This window comes from Hymenobacter chitinivorans DSM 11115 (genome assembly GCF_002797555.1).
GTDB classification, from domain to species: Bacteria; Bacteroidota; Bacteroidia; order Cytophagales; family Hymenobacteraceae; genus Hymenobacter; species Hymenobacter chitinivorans.
Genome location: NZ_PGFA01000003.1, coordinates 115,691 through 131,895, shown reverse-complemented (window position 1 = coordinate 131,895; position 16,205 = coordinate 115,691). Strand labels below are relative to the sequence as shown.

Annotated in this window: 19 protein-coding genes; 11 read left to right on the top strand and 8 right to left on the bottom strand. The window is 62.0% G+C overall.

Annotation, left to right across the window (positions count from 1 at the left end; genetic code table 11):
• Positions 1 to 78 precede the first annotated feature (78 nt).
• The 3 genes from CLV45_RS17670 (at position 79) to CLV45_RS17660 (ending at position 2,778) form a co-directional block, all read left to right on the top strand.
• Entirely contained in the window at positions 79 to 1,134 is a 1,056-nt protein-coding gene (locus CLV45_RS17670) for an alpha/beta hydrolase (protein ID WP_100337805.1), read from the top strand.
• Between the two features lie 389 nt (positions 1,135 to 1,523).
• A complete protein-coding gene (gene gntA, locus CLV45_RS17665) occupies positions 1,524 to 2,195 on the top strand; it encodes a guanitoxin biosynthesis heme-dependent pre-guanitoxin N-hydroxylase GntA (RefSeq protein WP_100337804.1) in 672 nt (223 codons plus the stop codon).
• Positions 2,185 to 2,778 carry a DUF1989 domain-containing protein gene (locus CLV45_RS17660; protein WP_100337803.1) on the top strand — a complete coding sequence of 198 codons (594 nt, stop codon included), beginning with the start codon at positions 2,185 to 2,187 and terminating at the stop codon, positions 2,776 to 2,778. The genes gntA and CLV45_RS17660 overlap by 11 nt, the downstream gene beginning before the upstream one ends.
• A gap of 54 nt (positions 2,779 to 2,832) precedes the next feature.
• Here CLV45_RS17660 and CLV45_RS17655 read toward each other — a convergent pair whose 3' ends face one another.
• On the bottom strand, positions 2,833 to 3,519 hold the full coding sequence (locus tag CLV45_RS17655) for an arylesterase (protein ID WP_245882907.1): 687 nt from the start codon (positions 3,517 to 3,519) through the stop codon (positions 2,833 to 2,835).
• A gap of 179 nt (positions 3,520 to 3,698) precedes the next feature.
• Here CLV45_RS17655 and CLV45_RS17645 point away from each other — a divergent pair, with 179 nt between their 5' ends.
• The 7 genes from CLV45_RS17645 (at position 3,699) to CLV45_RS17615 (ending at position 9,063) form a co-directional block, all read left to right on the top strand.
• Entirely contained in the window at positions 3,699 to 4,736 is a 1,038-nt protein-coding gene (locus CLV45_RS17645; protein WP_157807617.1) for a hypothetical protein, read from the top strand.
• A 45-nt stretch (positions 4,737 to 4,781) separates the two neighbouring features.
• Complete coding sequence (locus CLV45_RS17640) at positions 4,782 to 5,438, top strand: phage tail protein (protein ID WP_317045123.1); 657 nt, start codon at positions 4,782 to 4,784, stop codon at positions 5,436 to 5,438.
• Positions 5,439 to 5,451: 13 nt separating this feature from the next.
• A complete protein-coding gene (locus tag CLV45_RS17635; RefSeq protein WP_245882906.1) occupies positions 5,452 to 6,141 on the top strand; it encodes a phage tail protein in 690 nt (229 codons plus the stop codon).
• A gap of 11 nt (positions 6,142 to 6,152) precedes the next feature.
• Complete coding sequence (locus CLV45_RS17630) at positions 6,153 to 6,821, top strand: phage tail protein (RefSeq protein WP_317045122.1); 669 nt, start codon at positions 6,153 to 6,155, stop codon at positions 6,819 to 6,821.
• A 19-nt stretch (positions 6,822 to 6,840) separates the two neighbouring features.
• The gene (locus CLV45_RS17625) at positions 6,841 to 8,364 is read left to right on the top strand and encodes a T9SS type A sorting domain-containing protein (protein WP_100337799.1); all 1,524 of its coding nucleotides are present in this window, start codon (positions 6,841 to 6,843) and stop codon (positions 8,362 to 8,364) included.
• 124 nt (positions 8,365 to 8,488) lie between these two features.
• Positions 8,489 to 8,806, top strand: coding sequence for a thioredoxin family protein (locus CLV45_RS17620; RefSeq protein WP_100337798.1), 318 nt, complete (start codon positions 8,489 to 8,491; stop codon positions 8,804 to 8,806).
• Between the two features lie 14 nt (positions 8,807 to 8,820).
• Entirely contained in the window at positions 8,821 to 9,063 is a 243-nt protein-coding gene (locus tag CLV45_RS17615) for a DUF6952 family protein (protein ID WP_100337797.1), read from the top strand.
• Between the two features lie 81 nt (positions 9,064 to 9,144).
• Here the strand turns inward: CLV45_RS17615 and CLV45_RS17610 are convergent, their stop codons facing one another.
• The 6 genes from CLV45_RS17610 to CLV45_RS17585 form a co-directional block, all read right to left on the bottom strand.
• Entirely contained in the window at positions 9,145 to 9,759 is a 615-nt protein-coding gene (locus CLV45_RS17610) for a TetR/AcrR family transcriptional regulator (protein WP_100337796.1), read from the bottom strand.
• A 30-nt stretch (positions 9,760 to 9,789) separates the two neighbouring features.
• Positions 9,790 to 10,479 carry a carotenoid biosynthesis protein gene (locus tag CLV45_RS17605; RefSeq protein ID WP_100337795.1) on the bottom strand — a complete coding sequence of 230 codons (690 nt, stop codon included), beginning with the start codon at positions 10,477 to 10,479 and terminating at the stop codon, positions 9,790 to 9,792.
• A 111-nt stretch (positions 10,480 to 10,590) separates the two neighbouring features.
• Complete coding sequence (gene crtD, locus CLV45_RS17600; protein ID WP_100337794.1) at positions 10,591 to 12,087, bottom strand: 1-hydroxycarotenoid 3,4-desaturase CrtD; 1,497 nt, start codon at positions 12,085 to 12,087, stop codon at positions 10,591 to 10,593.
• A gap of 9 nt (positions 12,088 to 12,096) precedes the next feature.
• Positions 12,097 to 12,336, bottom strand: a complete 240-nt coding sequence (locus CLV45_RS17595; protein WP_157807616.1) for a hypothetical protein — start codon at positions 12,334 to 12,336, stop codon at positions 12,097 to 12,099.
• 220 nt (positions 12,337 to 12,556) lie between these two features.
• A complete protein-coding gene (locus CLV45_RS17590; RefSeq protein ID WP_100337792.1) occupies positions 12,557 to 13,744 on the bottom strand; it encodes a class I SAM-dependent rRNA methyltransferase in 1,188 nt (395 codons plus the stop codon).
• A 75-nt stretch (positions 13,745 to 13,819) separates the two neighbouring features.
• On the bottom strand, positions 13,820 to 14,260 hold the full coding sequence (locus tag CLV45_RS17585) for an SRPBCC family protein (protein WP_100338247.1): 441 nt from the start codon (positions 14,258 to 14,260) through the stop codon (positions 13,820 to 13,822).
• A 142-nt stretch (positions 14,261 to 14,402) separates the two neighbouring features.
• Between CLV45_RS17585 and CLV45_RS17580 the strand changes: the two genes are divergently transcribed.
• The gene (locus CLV45_RS17580) at positions 14,403 to 14,660 is read left to right on the top strand and encodes a hypothetical protein (protein WP_100337791.1); all 258 of its coding nucleotides are present in this window, start codon (positions 14,403 to 14,405) and stop codon (positions 14,658 to 14,660) included.
• A gap of 136 nt (positions 14,661 to 14,796) precedes the next feature.
• Here CLV45_RS17580 and CLV45_RS17575 read toward each other — a convergent pair whose 3' ends face one another.
• The gene (locus CLV45_RS17575) at positions 14,797 to 16,071 is read right to left on the bottom strand and encodes a hypothetical protein (RefSeq protein ID WP_157807615.1); all 1,275 of its coding nucleotides are present in this window, start codon (positions 16,069 to 16,071) and stop codon (positions 14,797 to 14,799) included.
• Positions 16,072 to 16,205: the final 134 nt, after the last annotated feature.

Sequence of the window (16,205 nt, the reverse complement as noted above, 5' to 3'; positions counted from 1 at the left end):
TGCGGAAGCCGGGCTTTTTGTGTTTGGCCCGGCTAGGCATTGGCTGCTCCCGACGCTACATATTACCTTGCCCGCCGCATGAGAAATTTGCTCCTGATTCTGACTCTGTTACTGGCCTCGGGCAAGCTGCGGGCCCAGCCAACTGTACCGGCCGGCCGGGTAGTGGTTACCTACCTCGATTCGAAGCTGCTGGCCCACAACCCCGGCGGTGAAAACCCGCGGCGGCGCGTGAGCGTGTATCTGCCGCCGGGCTACGATGCTGCGCCCCAGCGCCGCTACCCGGTGCTTTACTACCTCCACGGCTACGCCTGGAGCGACAGCCTGGTCTTCAATCAGGACGGGCTGCCCGCCCTGCTCGACCAGGCCATTGCCGCTGGTAAAATTCGGCCGCTAATCGTGGTGACGCCTGACGAGAAAACGCTGTTTGGCGGCAGCATGTACACCAACTCGGCCACCAACGGCCCCTGGGCCGACTTCACTGCCCAGGAACTAGTCCGCTTTATCGATGGGCAGTTTCGCACCCTGGCCCGCCCCGGTAGCCGCGGCCTGGCGGGCCACTCCATGGGCGGCAACGGTACCCTGCGTCTGGCCCTGCTCTACCCCGGCACCTGGGCTGCAGCCTACGCCCTGAGCCCCGCCTTCGTGGGCCCCAGCCCCGAGTACATGACCAACCCCTCGGGGCTGCGCACTGCCCTGCGTGCCCCCGGTCGGGCTGCTCTGGCGGGTAATTTTCCGGGACAAATGACCGTGGCGCTGGCCCGGGCTTTTTCGCCCGACCCAAAGACCACTCCTTTCGGGGCGGCGCTGCCCGGCTCTTTGGGCCCCGACAGCCTAACCCGGCGCGACGCGGTGCTACCGCGCTGGGAGGCCGCCACGCCTACGTACCTGCTGCCGGCCCGTGCGGCCGGGCTGCGTCAGCTGCGCGCCTTAGCCTTCGATTGGGGTGCCCAGGACGAGTTTCGCCATATTCCGGCTACCTGCCGCACCTTCAGCACGTTGCTCACCACATTTGGCATCCGGCACTCGGCTGAGGAATACCAGGGTACCCACGGAAGCGGCGTTATGGGGCCCAACGGGCGGATGTACCAGCAGCTTCTGCCGTTTTTCAACCAACACCTGGATTTTAAGCCTTAACCATACTTGGAAGTAGCCAAAACCGCTATGCGCGAAGTCGAGCCCAAGTTCGAGTCGCACCGCATGGCGACGGAGTACTACCAGGAAATGTACAATGCTTGAGCTTACGCTGGCTGAAGCAGAACAGTAGCCTGTAGTGGAGAGGTGGTTCGACAACTAAGTCGGGCCGCCTTTCCGGTTTTTTAGTAAGGCTAAGGCCGAGCTTTCAACCGGCCGTTTTACCGTTTAGTCTGGCTCTACAGCAAGTTCAACCGTAAAAGCGGGGAGGCTTACGCCAAACGGAAAAATTTGTTTAACAATTATATTAGCAAACTTCAACAGAAATCCAGTCGTATTCAAGGGCAGGAATAGAGCTATTCTGCTCCTGACTTCAACCGAATCTGTTGGATATGACTGATGAAGAACAAAATATAGAAACAACGGAATATCTTGATTTTATACAAAACCGAGACTTTCCTTGCGTGGCCGCCAAGACGGCCCTGACCTGGAACCAGATCCAGACCCTGGTCGTCGACCACATGGCCTGCCCCAAAGACGACGCGGCCATTCTGCAGTTTCTCTACGACTTTGTCGATACCTACCGGCAGAGTGAAAAGCTCTACCACAGCGCGGCCATTATTTTCAAAGGCCCCGAGCACCCGACCGAGGCGCAATTCGACGAGTTTTTGTGGCAGCGCCTGCAGGCCGTGTCCAACCTGGATGCCCAGCGCTACGGCTACGACAAGCGCGTGGTGGCCGACCCCGCTTCCCCCGACTTCAGTTACAGTCTCAAGGAAGAAGCCTTTTTCGTCATTGGGCTGCACCCGGGCAGCAGCCGGCCGGCCCGGCAGTTTAAGTACCCCACCCTGGTTTTCAACGCCCACGACCAGTTCGAGCGGATTCGGGCCGCGAGCCGCTACGACAAGCTCCGGGACACCATCCGGACCCGCGACGTGGCCTACTCGGGCTCCATCAACCCGATGCTGGAAGACTACGGTCAGGCCTCGGAAGTATACCAATACAGCGGCAAGGCGTATGACCAAGCCTGGAAATGCCCATTTTTAAGCCAACATGCCCGATAATCTCACCATCATTCCGCCCCGCAGCGGCGTTTCCTTTCTGCTCAAAAAAGGCCAGCGCCTCAAAGTTGTTGACCTGGAAGGCGAGCAGGTGTCCGACTTCGTGTGCTACAACCTCGCAGACAAAGGCGAGGTCATTTCCTCGGGCCGTACCATTGACTACGCCGAAACAATTCTGCTGACCAAGGGCCACCCCCTGTATTCCAACCGCAGCAACGTCATGTGCGAGATTGTGGAAGACACCGTCGGCCGGCACGACTTTCTGCTCACGCCCTGCAGCGCCGATACCTTCCGCATCATCTACGGGCACACCCATCCGCACCGTGGCTGCTTCGGCAACCTGTGCGCGGCCCTCAAGGACTACGGCATTAGCCCCGACGCCATTCCCATCAGCTTCAACATCTTCATGCACGTGACGGTGGACGGCGACACGGGTAAGGTGGCCGTGCTGCCGCCCAAAAGCAAGGCCGGTGACTACGTGGTGCTCGAAGCCAAGATGGACTTGCTGGTGGGCCTGACGGCTTGCTCGGCCGAAATGTCGAACAACTACGCCTTCAAGCCCATCGGCTACCAGATTGAAGGGTAAGCACTTAATCGGTTTGTCATAACTGCCCGACCAGCCCTAAGCCACTCCGTTGGTTTAGGGCTGGTCGTTTACCAGGGGGCCCAGCACGGCCCACACGTTGTTGGCTAAGATCTTCTGGCCGGCCGCGTTGGGGTGCACGCCGTCGGGCAAATTCAGCTGGCGCTGGCCCAGCACGCCCTGAAGCAGGAACGGCACGAAGGCGACGCTGTTTTTCTCGGCCAGGGTGCGAAACAGGGCCTTGAATTCGGCCGCGTAGCGCCCGTACTGGTGGCCACCCAGCACGCTCAGGTCAAAGGGAAACTCCAGGCCTACCAGCACGATGCGGGCCTGCGGATACTTGAGTTTCACCTGGTCGATGATGAACTGCAGGTTCTGGGTAGTTTCACGCACCGGAATGCCGCGCAGCCCGTCGTTGGCCCCCAGTTCCAGCACGAATACATCCACGGGCTGCCGGGCCAGCACGCTGGGCAGGCGCTGCCGCCCGCCGGCGGTGGTTTCACCGCTCACGCCGTAGTTGAAGGCTTTGTAGGGGAGTTTGAGCGAGTCGAGGCGCTCCTGAATCAGGGAGGGAAAGGACTCACTGGCCCGCAGCTGGTAGCCGGCCGTGAGGCTGTTGCCGAAGAAGATGATGTTCTGCATACGAGGAGGAGCGGCGGGTTGGCGGCGCTGAGCGGGGGATGAATCGGCCGGTCCGCAGGCGAAAAGCAGCAGACTCAGGCTTAGTATCAAGAGCTGACGCATACGACGGGCAACTACTGGATTATACAACCACCTCTATACTGCCCGGGCCGGCGCCGGGGTTGCTACTGTCGCGCTTGGCTTTTGTAATATCTTCTCTGTCAGGCTCAATATTTTCCTTAATAATTTCTAATTTTGGGAGCCTACCTAGCACACGTGTGCCCAGGTCGATTTCCGCGAGTATGAGCAAAGATTTACGGTTTCGTTTGTTGGTGGCGGCTGCCCTGGCAATTACTTCAGGATCAGCATATGCCCAAACCGGCAGCGTCGGCATCGGCGTCACTATCCCGAATTCGTCGGCAGTGCTGGACGTGAGCAGCACCACCAAGGGCATGCTAGTGCCACGCATGACCCAGGCCCAGCGCACGGCCATTGGCAGCCCGGCCCAGGGCCTGCTCGTGTACCAGACCGACGGCACCCAGCCCGGTTTCTACTACAACGCCAGCGCCACCGCTACGGCCACCTGGCTGTGGCTGCCCGACAAGGCCACCGCCGGCGACAACCTGGGCAACGCCACGGCTACCTCGCCCGTGAAGCTGGCCGGCAACACCCTCTCCAACAACGGCACCGGCGGCATCAGCATCAACGACGCGGGCCAGGTAACGGTGACCGGCAACAGCGTGGTAACCGGTAACAGCAGCGTGACCGGCAACAGCACGGTGAGTGGTGCCAGTGCGGTAACCGGTAATAGCACCGTGGGCGGTACCAGCGCCGTAACCGGCAACGGCAGCGTTGGCGGCAGCCTAGTGGTGGGGGCGGCGGCCCCGTCGGCTACCTCGGCGCTGCTGGAGGTGGCCAGCACCAGCAAAGGCCTGCTGCCCCCGCGCATGACCCAGACGCAGCGCAATGCCATCAGCAGCCCGGTCGTGGGTCTGCTTATCATCCAGACCGACAACACGCCCGGCTTGTACCAGTACACAGCCACGGGGTGGGCCACGGTGGGCGCGGGCAACTACACGGCTGAAAGCAATTCCGTGGCCCTGGCACCTACCACTTCCACGACCGTGAATCCGGCCGTGACCAACATCGTGTACAACGACAACAGCGCCACCAATGGCACAGTGACGCTGGGCACGGGCACCGAAGGCCAGCGCCTGGTCATCGTCAACAACGACAACGGCTACCTGACGGTCGTCTCGAGCAGCGGCACGGGCAACATTCTGTCGAAGTACGCGGCGCGCTATATCTACACCAACGGGGCCTGGCGCCGGGAGTCGTAGTCGGTCAGTTTCCTTCGTATTCCTCTTTCGAGCTCCGCTAGTTTCATGGCTGACTTTTCTACTTCGGCGTCCGGTTCCGTGGCCGGGCGCCGCTCCCTGCTCCAACGCTTCCAGCGCTGGCTGCGGCCCGGCGCGGTGGCTCAGCCCCGGCCGCTGGTATCCATGCGGCCCAATAGCAACCTACCCTACGTCGGGGAAATTGCCGTTTTCGCCGGCAACTTCGCCCCGGCGGGCTGGATGTTCTGTGATGGAAGCTTGCTGCCTATTTCCGAGAATGAGACTCTGTTTCAGCTGATTGGCACCACCTACGGCGGCGACGGGGAGTCGACCTTTGCCCTGCCCGACCTGCGGGGCCGGGTGCCGCTGCACATGGGGACTGGTCCGGGCTTAGGCACCACTTTCCAAATGGCCGAAATAGGTGGGCAGGAATCGGTGTTCCTCACCACCACGCAGATTCCCTCGCACACGCACACGCTCGGCGCCAGCTCGGCGCCCGGCACCTCGGCCTCCCCCATCGGGGCCGTACCAGCCGACAGCGGCTCGGGTTCGGCCCAGTACACCCAGGCTACCACCAACCTGGTGACCCAGCCCGCTCAGGTGCTGGGCCCGGTTGGCAGCAATCAGCCCCACGAGAACATGCAGCCCTACCTGGCCGTCAACTACATTATTTCGCTGTTTGGCGTTTTCCCCTCCCCAACGTAGCCTTTTGCGCACTATGTCTTCAATAAATGACTTGCCGGCCGGCGGCTTTTCCCGGCGGAGCTGGCTCAAAAAGCTGGGCGCGGTGCTGGGTGGTGGCGTGCTGCTGGGTAAAAGCCAGACCGCCACGGCCGGTTCGCTGAACGTGGCTTCTCCCCAGGGAATAGAATCCTTCCTGTCGGAAATCATGCTGGTTTCCTTCAACTTCGCGCCCAAAGGCTGGGCCCAGTGCAACGGTCAGCTGCTGCCCATCAATCAGAACCAAGCCCTGTTTAGCCTGCTGGGTACACGGTTCGGCGGCGACGGCCGGGTAAACTTCGCCCTCCCCGACCTGCGGGGCCGGGTTATTGCCCACAGCGGCAACGGCCTGATTGTGGGCGACAAAGGCGGCGAGGTAGCCCATGTGCTGCTGGCCGCCGAGCTTCCGCCGCACGTGCACGGCCTGAAAGCCAGCACCGCCACTGGCACCACCAACCTTTCGGGCACCTCGGGTCCTACGGTGCACCACTACCTGGCCGATAACGGCGGGGGCGCGCCACAGTACGGCGGCAATGTAAACACCCAGCTGGCCAACTCTCCCACCGCCACTCCGCCCGTCAACGTGTCGAGTGCCATCGGTGGCAGCCAGGCCCACAACAACATGCAGCCCTATATCAGCCTTAATTACGTTATTTGCCTGCAAGGCATTTTCCCCAGCCCCAACTAGCCGTGCCAACCGTGTCTACTGCTGATTCTTCTCCCAGCCAGCCGGCCCGCCGGAGCCTGCTCAAGCGTTTGTCGGGCGTGGTGGCCGGAAGCTTTCTGGCCGGTCCTCTACAGGCTCTGCTGGGCCGCGCCACTCCCGCCACTGCCGGTACGCTAACGGGTGGCGACGGGCCATTTCTAGCGGAAATCATCACGCTACCTTTCGACAACTTCGTACCAAAAGGCTACATGCGCTGCGACGGGCAACTTCTGCCCCTTTCCCAAAATACGGCCTTGTTTTCCTTGCTGGGTACCACTTACGGCGGAGATGGTAAATCAACCTTTGCCCTACCCAACCTGAACGGCCGCGTGGCCGTGGGGGCTGGTCAGGGGCCGGGGCTCAGCAATTACGAGCTGGGGCAGGCCGGGGGCAGCGCCACCGTGGCCTTGCTGGATACTGAGCTGCCGGCCCACCAGCACACGGTAGCCCTGACGTACAGCACCGAGCTAGGTACGTTAGGTTCGCCCGAAAATGCTTACTTAGCCAGCAATGGCTCCGGTGAGCCCCAGTATGGGACTACCGGCACTGGCTATATGGCCAGCGGGGCCGTGGGCACAGCCACGCCGCACAACAACAGGCAGCCCTACCTGACGCTCACCTACTGTATTGCCGTGCAGGGTATTTTCCCACCGCGCGGGTAAACGGCTTCTCCTTCTTACTATGAAACATTCTTTACCACTTGGGTCTCTATTTCTGCTGACGGCTCTGCCAACCCTGGGCCAGGGATTGTCCAACCAGGGCGCCGTTATCAGCATTCAGTCCGGGGCGCAGCTCGCGGTAGTCGGTGATGTTACTGTTAGCAACGGCGGTACCATCGATAACGCCGGCACCCTCTCCCTCACCGGCAACTGGACCAACAACACGACCGGCGGTGTACTCACGCCCGCTACCGGCACGGTGCAGCTCGTGGGCACTACCACCCAGCAGATTGGGGGCACGGGCACCACTACGTTTCATACCCTGGACGTGAGCGGGGCTACCAGCGCCGCTCAGCTGACGGCCGATATTTCGGTGGGCAACAGCAGCGGCCTGCTCACGCTGGGGGCCAATAAGTTGCAACTCAATACCCACGTGCTGACGCTCAACAACGGCGCTACCTCGGCCATCAGCCGCACCACCGGCTCGTTGGTGAGCGAAACCAACTCGACGGCGGGCTACGGGCGCCTGAACTGGGTTATCGGCTCCAACACCGGAACCTACACCGTGCCGCTGAGCAGCGGTACTACTGACGTGCCCATGACGGCCAACATCACGGCCGGGGGCAACAGTAGTGGCGGCCTGTCGTTTGCGACCTACAGCACCGGCCCCGACAACCTGCCCCTACCCACGGGCGTGACTTCGCTGCGCGGCAACTCCATCTACGCCTTGGACCGGTACTGGATTGTGCAGACCAACAACTACACGCTGGCGCCTACTTCCACCCTGACGTTTGGCTACCTCACTTCGGAGTTCAACACTGCTCCCAACAATATCACCGAAGGGCGCCTACGCCTGCAGCGCTGGAACGGCAGCGCCTGGGAAAGCCCCCAGGGCAACGTAAGCGTGCCCAACAATACGCTGACCTCGGACCTGCAGAACACCTACGGCATTTTTACCGGGGCCGACCAGAACAATCCCCTGCCAGTGGAACTGCGCGAGTTTACGGCTCAGGCTAAGGAAACTGATGCTGTGCTGAGCTGGACCACGGCCTCGGAGCTGAACAATGAAGGCTTCTTCGTGGAAGTCAGCGTGGACAGCAAAACCTTCCAGCGCGTGGGCTTCGTGGCGGGCAAGGGCACTACTAATATTGCCCAGCAGTACCGCTTCACCGATGTCGGTGCCGCCCGCCGCGGCAGCCTGCAGTACTACCGTCTACGCCAGCACGACACGGCCGAGGGCACCGATACCTACTCGCCGGTGCGCACCGTCAGCTTTACCCAGAGCAAGCTGGCCGCCAGCCTGAGCGCCTTCCCCAACCCCACCGACCGGGCCTACACCGTGCGCCTGACGGCCGCCAAAGCCCAGACCGTGCAGCTGACCATGTATGACGCCCTGGGCCGCATCGTTAGTCAGGCGCCGGTGGCACTGCAGGCCGGCGAAAACCAGCTGCCCACTGCCTTCGAGGCCAGCCAGCCCGTGGGCGTGTACCTGCTCACGGCCGTCATCGACGGGCAGGTGCTGCGGGCCCGCCTGGTGCGGGAATAGAAAAAGAGTTTGGGAAATTAATGACCGAATAAACCTTTTTGCCGCTTTCGTGCTTTAGATTTGCAGCCAGATAAGAATCGTTCTTATCTGGCTTCTTCTTGTTTACTCAATTTCCTTCCGCATAATGTCCGTTACGAAAGCAACTGATTCCGACTTCCAGCAACTGCTCGAAACCCATGAGAAAGTAGTGGTGAAATACTACGCCGACTGGTGTGGCAACTGCCGCCTGTTCTCGCCCAAGTTTAAGCGTATGGCCCAGGCCGAGCAGAACCAGAACATCAAGTTTGTGGACGTGAATGCCGAAACCAGCCCGGCGGCCCGTAAGCTGGCCAACGTAACCACGCTGCCTTTCTTCGCCATTTTCAAGGATGGCGAATTGGTCGACACCGTTTCGGCCAGCAAGGAAGAAGCCGTAGCCGACTTGATTAACCGCCTGAACTAAGGCCCGCTCCCGTCATGAAAATACCCGTAATCAAGCGCTTGGTGGAGACGCAGACTCTGGAGAGCCTCGTGGCCGCCGAAGAAGCCCTGCTCGAGGAGCAGCAGCCCGCTTTCGAGGTGGAAGGCGAGGACGAAGGCGAAAAGCTGACCCACGTGTTTGCCGCCATCTTCATCCTGAACCACATGAAGGATAGCGGCGCCGAGTTCAAGGACGCCCTGCGCGAGTACACCAAGAAAGTGCGCGTGTCTATCAGCTAACCAGCTGCTACATAGCTGCATAATGAAAAAGAGGAGCCCCGCGGGGCTCCTCTTGTGGTTTCGGGGCAGGTCGTTGCCGACTTACATGCGGGCAAAGTAGGAGGAAGCGGCTTTGAGCCCTTCTTCGGTGCACAGGCCCCGGATATAGTACAGGTACACACTGCGGAACACCTCGGCCACGTCGTAGCGACTGGGCGGGAAAATCTGCTCGTTGAGCACCATGTAGAGCTGCTCGATGATGATTTTGCTGACCAACGCAATGTTGATGTCGCCGCGCATGCTCTTGTGCAGAATAGCCTCGTTGAGCAGGTTGTGAATCTGGGGCATGGAGTACTCGGCCAGGTGCTGCTGCCCCATTTCCCAGGCCTGGGGGAAGTCCTGAATCAGGTCGGAGAAGTACTGGGGCGACTTCACCTTACGCAGGTCCCGGATGCCCATTTCCAGCAGGCTTAGCAGGCGGGCCACGGCATTATCGACGCGCTGGTAAAGCTCGGCGTGCTCCCGCTTCTGGCGCTCAATATCGTGCTGGGTGACTTGCAGTACCAGATCCTCCTTGTCGCGGAACATTTCCCGGAACGTGGCCGGCGAAATGTCCAGAGCCTGCATGATCTGCTCCAACGACAGGTCCGAGATGCCCCGGGCTTGAAAGAGCTGAATGGCTTCTTCGAGTAAGGTATTGCGTAACGTTGGGTTCATAGCGGGCCGTCGGAGTGGAACTCACGAAAGTTAGCGAATAAACCAGCCAAGGCCGAAGAAAAACAGCAGCTGCAGCAAGTACACAAAGGGAACCAGCGGGTTACGCTTTTCAAAGTCGGTCCGGTTGAAGTACACCTGCAGAATCAGGGCCACCGCAAACCAGCCCTTAAAGTTCTGAAGCGGAATGACGTCGTAGGCCCAGGTCCAGAAGTCGTACTGCACGGCCACGGGCTCCAGGCAAATATCCATGCCCACCAGCAGCAGGGCCGCCGCCACGGCCCGCAAAAATCCGCCCACGGGTAAATAGCGGGCCAGAATACCGGCCATATACGTCAGCATCAACCAGTTGAGACCAATGAGCAACGGTACCCCCAGCCACTTGGGCCCCAGCGTGGCCCCGTAAGAATACTGGCCGAAGAGCTTACCAGTCTGAATGCCCACCACTTCCACGAAAAAGCCCACGGCCATCGTCGTGATGCAGAAGCCGAGGAAGGCAAAGCCCCGGTCGCGCTGGAAGGCAAAGAGCAGCACGGCCGTCAGCAGCAGGTTCAGGGGCACAAACTGCAGGTAGAAGTCCGGGTCCTTGGAAAAGGCCAGCCCCAGAAAGCCCGTGACGTGAAACAGCAGCAGAATGCCCTGGGCCACGCGCAGGCGGCGCGGGTTGGTGTCGGGCACTACCGGCGGGGCGGGCAGGTGTTGGGTAGATTCGGAAGCAGACACTTAAGAAGGGAATTAGGAATCAGCAGTTAATATCTAAGAGTGGTTTTGGCCCCGGCGAAGCTGCCGACTGGCATAACACACGCTCAATTATTAATTACTAATTACTCATTACTAATTGATTAAATCAGCCACAATCTTGGCCGAGAGCAGGCTCAGCGGAATTCCGCCGCCGGGGTGGACGCTGCCGCCGCAAAAGTACAGTCCTTGCAGCTTCCCCGAAAAGTTGGGGTGGCGCAGAAACGCCGCCAGCGCGTTGTTGGAGGAGCTGCCGTAAAGGGCCCCGCCAAAGGAGGAAGTGCGCTGCTCAATACCGCGCGGGTCCCAGACCTGCTCGGCCCGCAGCAGGGGCTCCAGCTCCGTGCCCAGGGCCCGGCCTACTTTAGCCAGTACGGCCCGCCGGGTCTTTTGGATCAGCGCGTCCCAGTCCTGGCCCTGGTTGTGGGGCACGTTCACCATCACAAACCAGTTTTCGTGGCCGGCCGGGGCGTCGGTGGGCGTTTTCTTGGCCGTAATGTTCACGTACACCGTCGGGTCGTCGCTGACGGTTTTCTCCTCGAAAATGGCCTGGAACTCCCGGCGGTAATCCTGGCTGAAGAAGATGTTGTGCAGGTCCAGCTCGGGGAAGCGGCGGGCCACGCCCCAGTAAAAAATCAGGGCCGAGGACGAGCGGGGCTGGCCCAGGGTCCGCTCGGGGGCGGGCTGGGTGGGCAGCAGGCGGCGGTAGGTCGGCACCACGTCCATGTTGCTGACGACCACGCCGAAATCGTAGATGTCCCGGGCCGTGCGCACCCCGGTTACCTGCCCGCCGGCCGTCAGAATTTCCTCCACTGGCTCCTGGTAGCGGAATTCCACGCCCAGTTCCTCGGCCAGCTCTACCAGGCTGCGGGCAATGCTGTGAATGCCGCCTTCGGGGTAAAATGCGCCGATGCCGTGCTCCAGGTGCGGAATAAGGCTCAGCGTGGCCGGGGCCTGGTAGGGGTCGGAGCCGTTGTAGGTGGCAAACCGGTCGAAGAGCTGCACCAGGCGCGGGTCAGGGAAGGCCTTGGCGTGGCGCTGGTGCATGGTGCCCGTCAGGCCCAGACTGGGCAGGGCCGCCAGGGCGCCCAGCACGTCCTTGCTCAGGTAAGTACCCAGCTTGTGCAAGGACTTATGCAGAAACGTGCTTTCGGTGGCCTGGTAAGCCGCGCCGCTGCGTTGCAGAAATTGCGTGACCTGGGCCGCCGGCACGCCCAGCTTGGCCTCGACTTCGTCAGCAAACTTTTCCTCGTCGGCCCAGGCGGTGAGGCGGGTGCCGTCGGCGAAAAAGTACTGGGTAATCGGGTCGAGCCGCTCGTAGCGGAAGTGGTCCTGGGGGCGGCGGCCGGCCAGCCGGAACAGCTCATCCACCAGGGCCGGCAGGGTAAAGAGCGAGGGGCCGGCGTCGAAGCGGTAGCCACCGGGCAGGTCGAACTGGTACATCTTGCCCCCAAACGTGTCCTGGGCTTCAAACACCGTCACGGCGTGGCCTTTCAAAGCCAGGCGCAGGGCGGCGGCAATACCGGCAATACCGGCCCCAATAACGGCAACGGCGGGCTTGAGGGAGCTGCTGGACTTGGGTTTGCGGGCCAAAGCGGGGAGTTATAGGTGAAGCAGGGAAACGGTGCGTTTGCGCCGGGCGGTGGTAACGTCCACCGTAAAGGCCCGCGGCCCGAATACGGGACTGTCAATACCTTTCACAAACTGCCCGTCAAATTGTTCGAGCTGGAGTACCCGAAACCGGGGCGCCAGCACCCGCAGCTCGGCCGCTACGGTATCCAGAATTCCGATTCGGGCCAGGATACTACCCAGCCAGTTTCGCTCCCAGATGGGAAAAGCCACTCTTTGCCCACTGGGCTCCCACACGGGTGGACCGCCGCACCGTTTGTGCAACAAAAGCACGGGCTGCCCTGCTGAAACCCAATAACCTGGGGCCCATACCGGGCTGCCCTGCCCGAATTCGTGCAGTGGGCCGTAGTACATTGCCTGCGGCCGCCCGGGCGCCGGAAAGCAGCTCGGGAAATTCCAGGCGTCAACGGGCGGCTCGGTCATGCTGCGGGCCTTATTCCACGGCCAGCACCAGGCCCTTCAGGTATTCGCCCTCGGGGTGGAACAGGCTCACGGGGTGGTCGGCGGGCTGGGTGAGGCGGTGCAGGATGCGGGCCGGGCGGCCGGCTTCGATGGCCGCCGCCAGCACGGCGCCCTCAAACAGCTCGGCCGACACAACCTGGGAGCAGCTGAAGGTGAAGAGCAGGCCGCCGGGGGCAATCTGCTTGATACCGGCCACGTTCAGGCGCTTGTAGCCCATCAGGGCGTTGTGGCGGGCCGAGAGGTGCTTGGCAAACGCCGGCGGGTCGAGTACGATGAGGTCGTACTGGTTGTGGCGGTCCTTGAGGAAGCTGAACACGTCCTGGGCGTAGGCTTCGTGCTTGCTTTCGAGGCCGGTGAGGGCCGCGTTGCGCTCGGTCAGCTCAATGGCGCGTTTGGAGCTGTCCACCGAATGCACCAGTTCGGCGCCGGCCTGCAGGGCGTAGGAGCTGAAGCCGCCGGTGTAGCAAAAGGTATTCAGCACGCGGCGGCCGGGGGCGTAGCGGGCCAGCAGGCTGCGGTTGTCGCGCTGGTCGATGAAGAAGCCGGTTTTCTGACCCGTTTCCCAATCCACGGCGAAGGGGTGGCCGTTTTCGTGCACAATGTGCTCCTGCCCGTTGCTTTCCCCAAACAGGTAGCCGTTCTGGGCGCCGGGCGCGGCCTTGGCGGGCACGGTTTCGGCACTCTTGTCGTAAATGGCCCGCAAGCCCGGAATGACGGCCTGCAATGCCGCCGCAATCAGCGGGCGGGCCTTGTACATGCCCGCGCTGTGGGCCTGCACCACGGCCACGTCGCCGTACACGTCGATGATGAGGCCGGGCAGGCCGTCGCCCTCGGCGTGGGCCAGGCGGTACACGTTGGTATTACCCTGACCGGTGAGTTGCAGGCCTTTGCGCAACTCGTAGGCATTGCGGATGCGGCTTTCCCAGAAGGCCGCGTCGGGCAGCTGGGCCTCGGTCCCGAAGTCGAGCATGCGCACGGCAATAGAGCCGGGGGCGTAGTGGCCCATGCCCAGCACTTCGCCGTTGGCGGCCTGCACCATCACCACTTCGCCTTCCAGCACCTCGCCCTGCATGCGGCCGATGGCGCCCGAAAACACCCAGGGGTGGCGGCGGCGCAAGGATTGGTCTTTACCAGGTTTGAGCGTGACAATGGCGGGCATAACAAGAGAAGCTAAGTGGCGGTACGAACTACAAAAGTACGCCAAACCCGGCCAGCCCGCGTTATGGCCGGCCGATTAGGCGAATACGCGCCGGTAAATGGGCTTGCGGTAAGCAAACTGGGCCCACATGAGCGGGTAAAGCAGCGCGTCGAGCATGCGGGAAGCCGTGCGAAACTCCAGGGCATCCACAATGACGCTGCCGCCCCCGGGGCCGGGCTCGATGAGGTGGCGGTGCCGCCAAAACCGTAGCGGGGCGGGCAGGATCTGGCCCTCGTCGATGAAGAAATGAGTGCCGTCGGGCTGCACGCCGTGGTCGGTAATAAGGCTGGTCCAACGCTGGCGCAGCGGCCCGCTGACGAGCTCAATCTCCACCCGGTCGCCACGCTGGCAGCCGTCGAAGCGGTGGAGCTTCAGCCGGGGAAACGGCGGGGCCAGGGCCAGAAACAGCTCCCGGGTGAAGCCGGCAAACACCTGAGCGGGCGACTGGGCCACGGGCGTGCGAAGGGTGACGTGCATAGGCCGTGCTAACCCGGACTTGGGGGCTTTGGTTTTCAGCCGGAGGCCGCGGTACTGGTCGGGCCTGGTATTTTTTTGGCTTGCGAAGCCACCGGTAAGCAAATAAGGACCGTAAAAAAGCCGGACCTATTTTCCCAGCCCAATGCCTCTTCACCCCGAACTCGACAAGAAGCTGAGCAAGATCTACGAGGCTTCGACCAGCATTAACGACGTATTTAAAGGCTACGACATCACCTTCGTGACCAACGAGCACGGGGAGCCGATGACCCTGTTTTTTGGCAAGCGCCGCCCCGACGGGCTCATTGCCGGGGAGCGGTATACCCGCACTATCAAGCGGGAGCCCGACGGGCGGGCCGTAAAGTCCAGCCACTGGGACTTGCGCGGCAAGATCATGCGGTAAGACTACCGGTGCCGGGCAAACGTTGATTGCCGAATTCACTCAATCAGACGCCGAGGGCTTGTGGCGAACCGAAAACAGGCTTACTAAGCACTTGCCAGCCGTCAGATGAATCGATGGGGCGCGACTTCAGTAGCGGCTACTTGCCGGCTGCCGGTTGGTCGGTATCGGCGCTGAGCCGGTAGCTGAGCACCGCGCCCAGGGCCCACACGCTGACGCGGTAGTCGGCGTAGTACTGGTCCTGGTAAAGGCGGCTGTGCACCTGCAGGCCGAAGCGGTGGTGCACAAGGCCAACTTCCAGGTAGGGCAGCGCCGTGCCCCGGAAGCCAACCAGAAAGTCGTCCTTGCTGGCGCCGTACGTTATTTCCGACTCGGGCCTGAGGTAGCCGTTGATTTCGTAGCCGCCGCCGTAGATAAACTGGGTGGTGGGGCTCAGGGCTACGAAGCGGCGCAGCCCGACCTGCAGGTTGAGCAGCGTGCCGCGGTAGATAAACGAGCCGGTTCCTTTACTGTAGCGCAAGCTGACCGGCTGGGCGTGGCCAAACCGCGACGCCAGCAGCGCCGTGTGCAGCGCCAGCCGCCGCCCGCCCCCCACCACATCGGCGTAAGCTCCGAACTGCGCGTGCACCCGGCCATCGGCATTGAGGCCCGCTACGTCGGTGGCGGCGCCCGGCGCCCCGTCGAATTGGAAGGAGTTGTAGCGCACCCCGGCCAGCAGGCCCGCTCGTATGATAGTGCGGTTGGCGGGCACCTTGTCGGCGGCCAGCTCCTGACCAGCTTGGCGCGTGGCCGAACATTCGCGGTTGTAGGCCTGCACCACCGTGGTGAGGCCGGCCGCCGTGAATGGAGCCCGGGCGGTGGCGGCCGTAGCGGCGGGGCAGTCCCCGAAGTAGAGCAGCAGTTGGCCTTGGTAGTTGTTGGCATCGGCCACAACCTGCACGCCGTTTTGGAGCTTCAGGTAGTTGCGCTCGGTCATCTCGAAGTAGGGCTGCGCTTCGCGCCGCACGAAAAAATGGTGGACGCCCTGCAGCGTAACGCCCAACAGCGAAGCCGGGCCTTCTACCAGCACGTCGGCCAGCACCTGCTCGGGCTTCTGGAAGCTGCGCGCACTGCTGGGTAGGTGGCCCACGGTGGTGGTGGCGCTACGGTCGAGGGGGAGCAGCTCCAGGCGTAGTCGCCGGCCGCTGCCCAGCCCCAGGCCCCGCAGCTGCAGCGTCGAGTACGTCGTTAGGGCGGTCGTGGGTGTGGGCCGGAACCGAACCGCCGTGGGTGGGTCTTCCCAAAAGTCGTTTTCCACCTCACCCCGCAGCGTGTCGCCGCTGCTGAGTACTAAGTAACCCGGCTCGATGGTTTGGGCCCGTACGCTCACAATACAGGCAAAGAACACTAGAAACAGTAGTAGATAAGGACGCATACGAACCGGATAGTTTCCGTAAATGACGAGCTTTTTCTGCTACAAACCCGCGGCTGCTCACCTTGGTGTGATGCGAGTCAACCCGCCCGAAAACAAACCAGCCGCCCCCGGTAAGGGAGGCGGCTGGCGGCGTA

Excerpts from the sequence above, each read along its gene's own strand:
- CLV45_RS17625 (WP_100337799.1), top strand. The coding sequence starts at position 6,841 with ATGAAACATTCTTTACCACTTGGGTCTCTATTTCTGCTGACGGCTCTG.
- CLV45_RS17575 (WP_157807615.1), bottom strand. The coding sequence starts at position 16,071 with ATGCGTCCTTATCTACTACTGTTTCTAGTGTTCTTTGCCTGTATTGTG.
- CLV45_RS17620 (WP_100337798.1), top strand. The coding sequence starts at position 8,489 with ATGTCCGTTACGAAAGCAACTGATTCCGACTTCCAGCAACTGCTCGAA.
- CLV45_RS17655 (WP_245882907.1), bottom strand. The coding sequence starts at position 3,519 with ATGCGTCAGCTCTTGATACTAAGCCTGAGTCTGCTGCTTTTCGCCTGC.
- CLV45_RS17610 (WP_100337796.1), bottom strand. The coding sequence starts at position 9,759 with ATGAACCCAACGTTACGCAATACCTTACTCGAAGAAGCCATTCAGCTC.
- CLV45_RS17640 (WP_317045123.1), top strand. The coding sequence starts at position 4,782 with ATGGCTGACTTTTCTACTTCGGCGTCCGGTTCCGTGGCCGGGCGCCGC.
- CLV45_RS17590 (WP_100337792.1), bottom strand. The coding sequence starts at position 13,744 with ATGCCCGCCATTGTCACGCTCAAACCTGGTAAAGACCAATCCTTGCGC.
- gntA (WP_100337804.1), top strand. The coding sequence starts at position 1,524 with ATGACTGATGAAGAACAAAATATAGAAACAACGGAATATCTTGATTTT.
- CLV45_RS17580 (WP_100337791.1), top strand. The coding sequence starts at position 14,403 with ATGCCTCTTCACCCCGAACTCGACAAGAAGCTGAGCAAGATCTACGAG.
- CLV45_RS17615 (WP_100337797.1), top strand. The coding sequence starts at position 8,821 with ATGAAAATACCCGTAATCAAGCGCTTGGTGGAGACGCAGACTCTGGAG.
- CLV45_RS17670 (WP_100337805.1), top strand. The coding sequence starts at position 79 with ATGAGAAATTTGCTCCTGATTCTGACTCTGTTACTGGCCTCGGGCAAG.
- CLV45_RS17645 (WP_157807617.1), top strand. The coding sequence starts at position 3,699 with ATGAGCAAAGATTTACGGTTTCGTTTGTTGGTGGCGGCTGCCCTGGCA.
- CLV45_RS17585 (WP_100338247.1), bottom strand. The coding sequence starts at position 14,260 with ATGCACGTCACCCTTCGCACGCCCGTGGCCCAGTCGCCCGCTCAGGTG.
- CLV45_RS17660 (WP_100337803.1), top strand. The coding sequence starts at position 2,185 with ATGCCCGATAATCTCACCATCATTCCGCCCCGCAGCGGCGTTTCCTTT.
- CLV45_RS17635 (WP_245882906.1), top strand. The coding sequence starts at position 5,452 with ATGTCTTCAATAAATGACTTGCCGGCCGGCGGCTTTTCCCGGCGGAGC.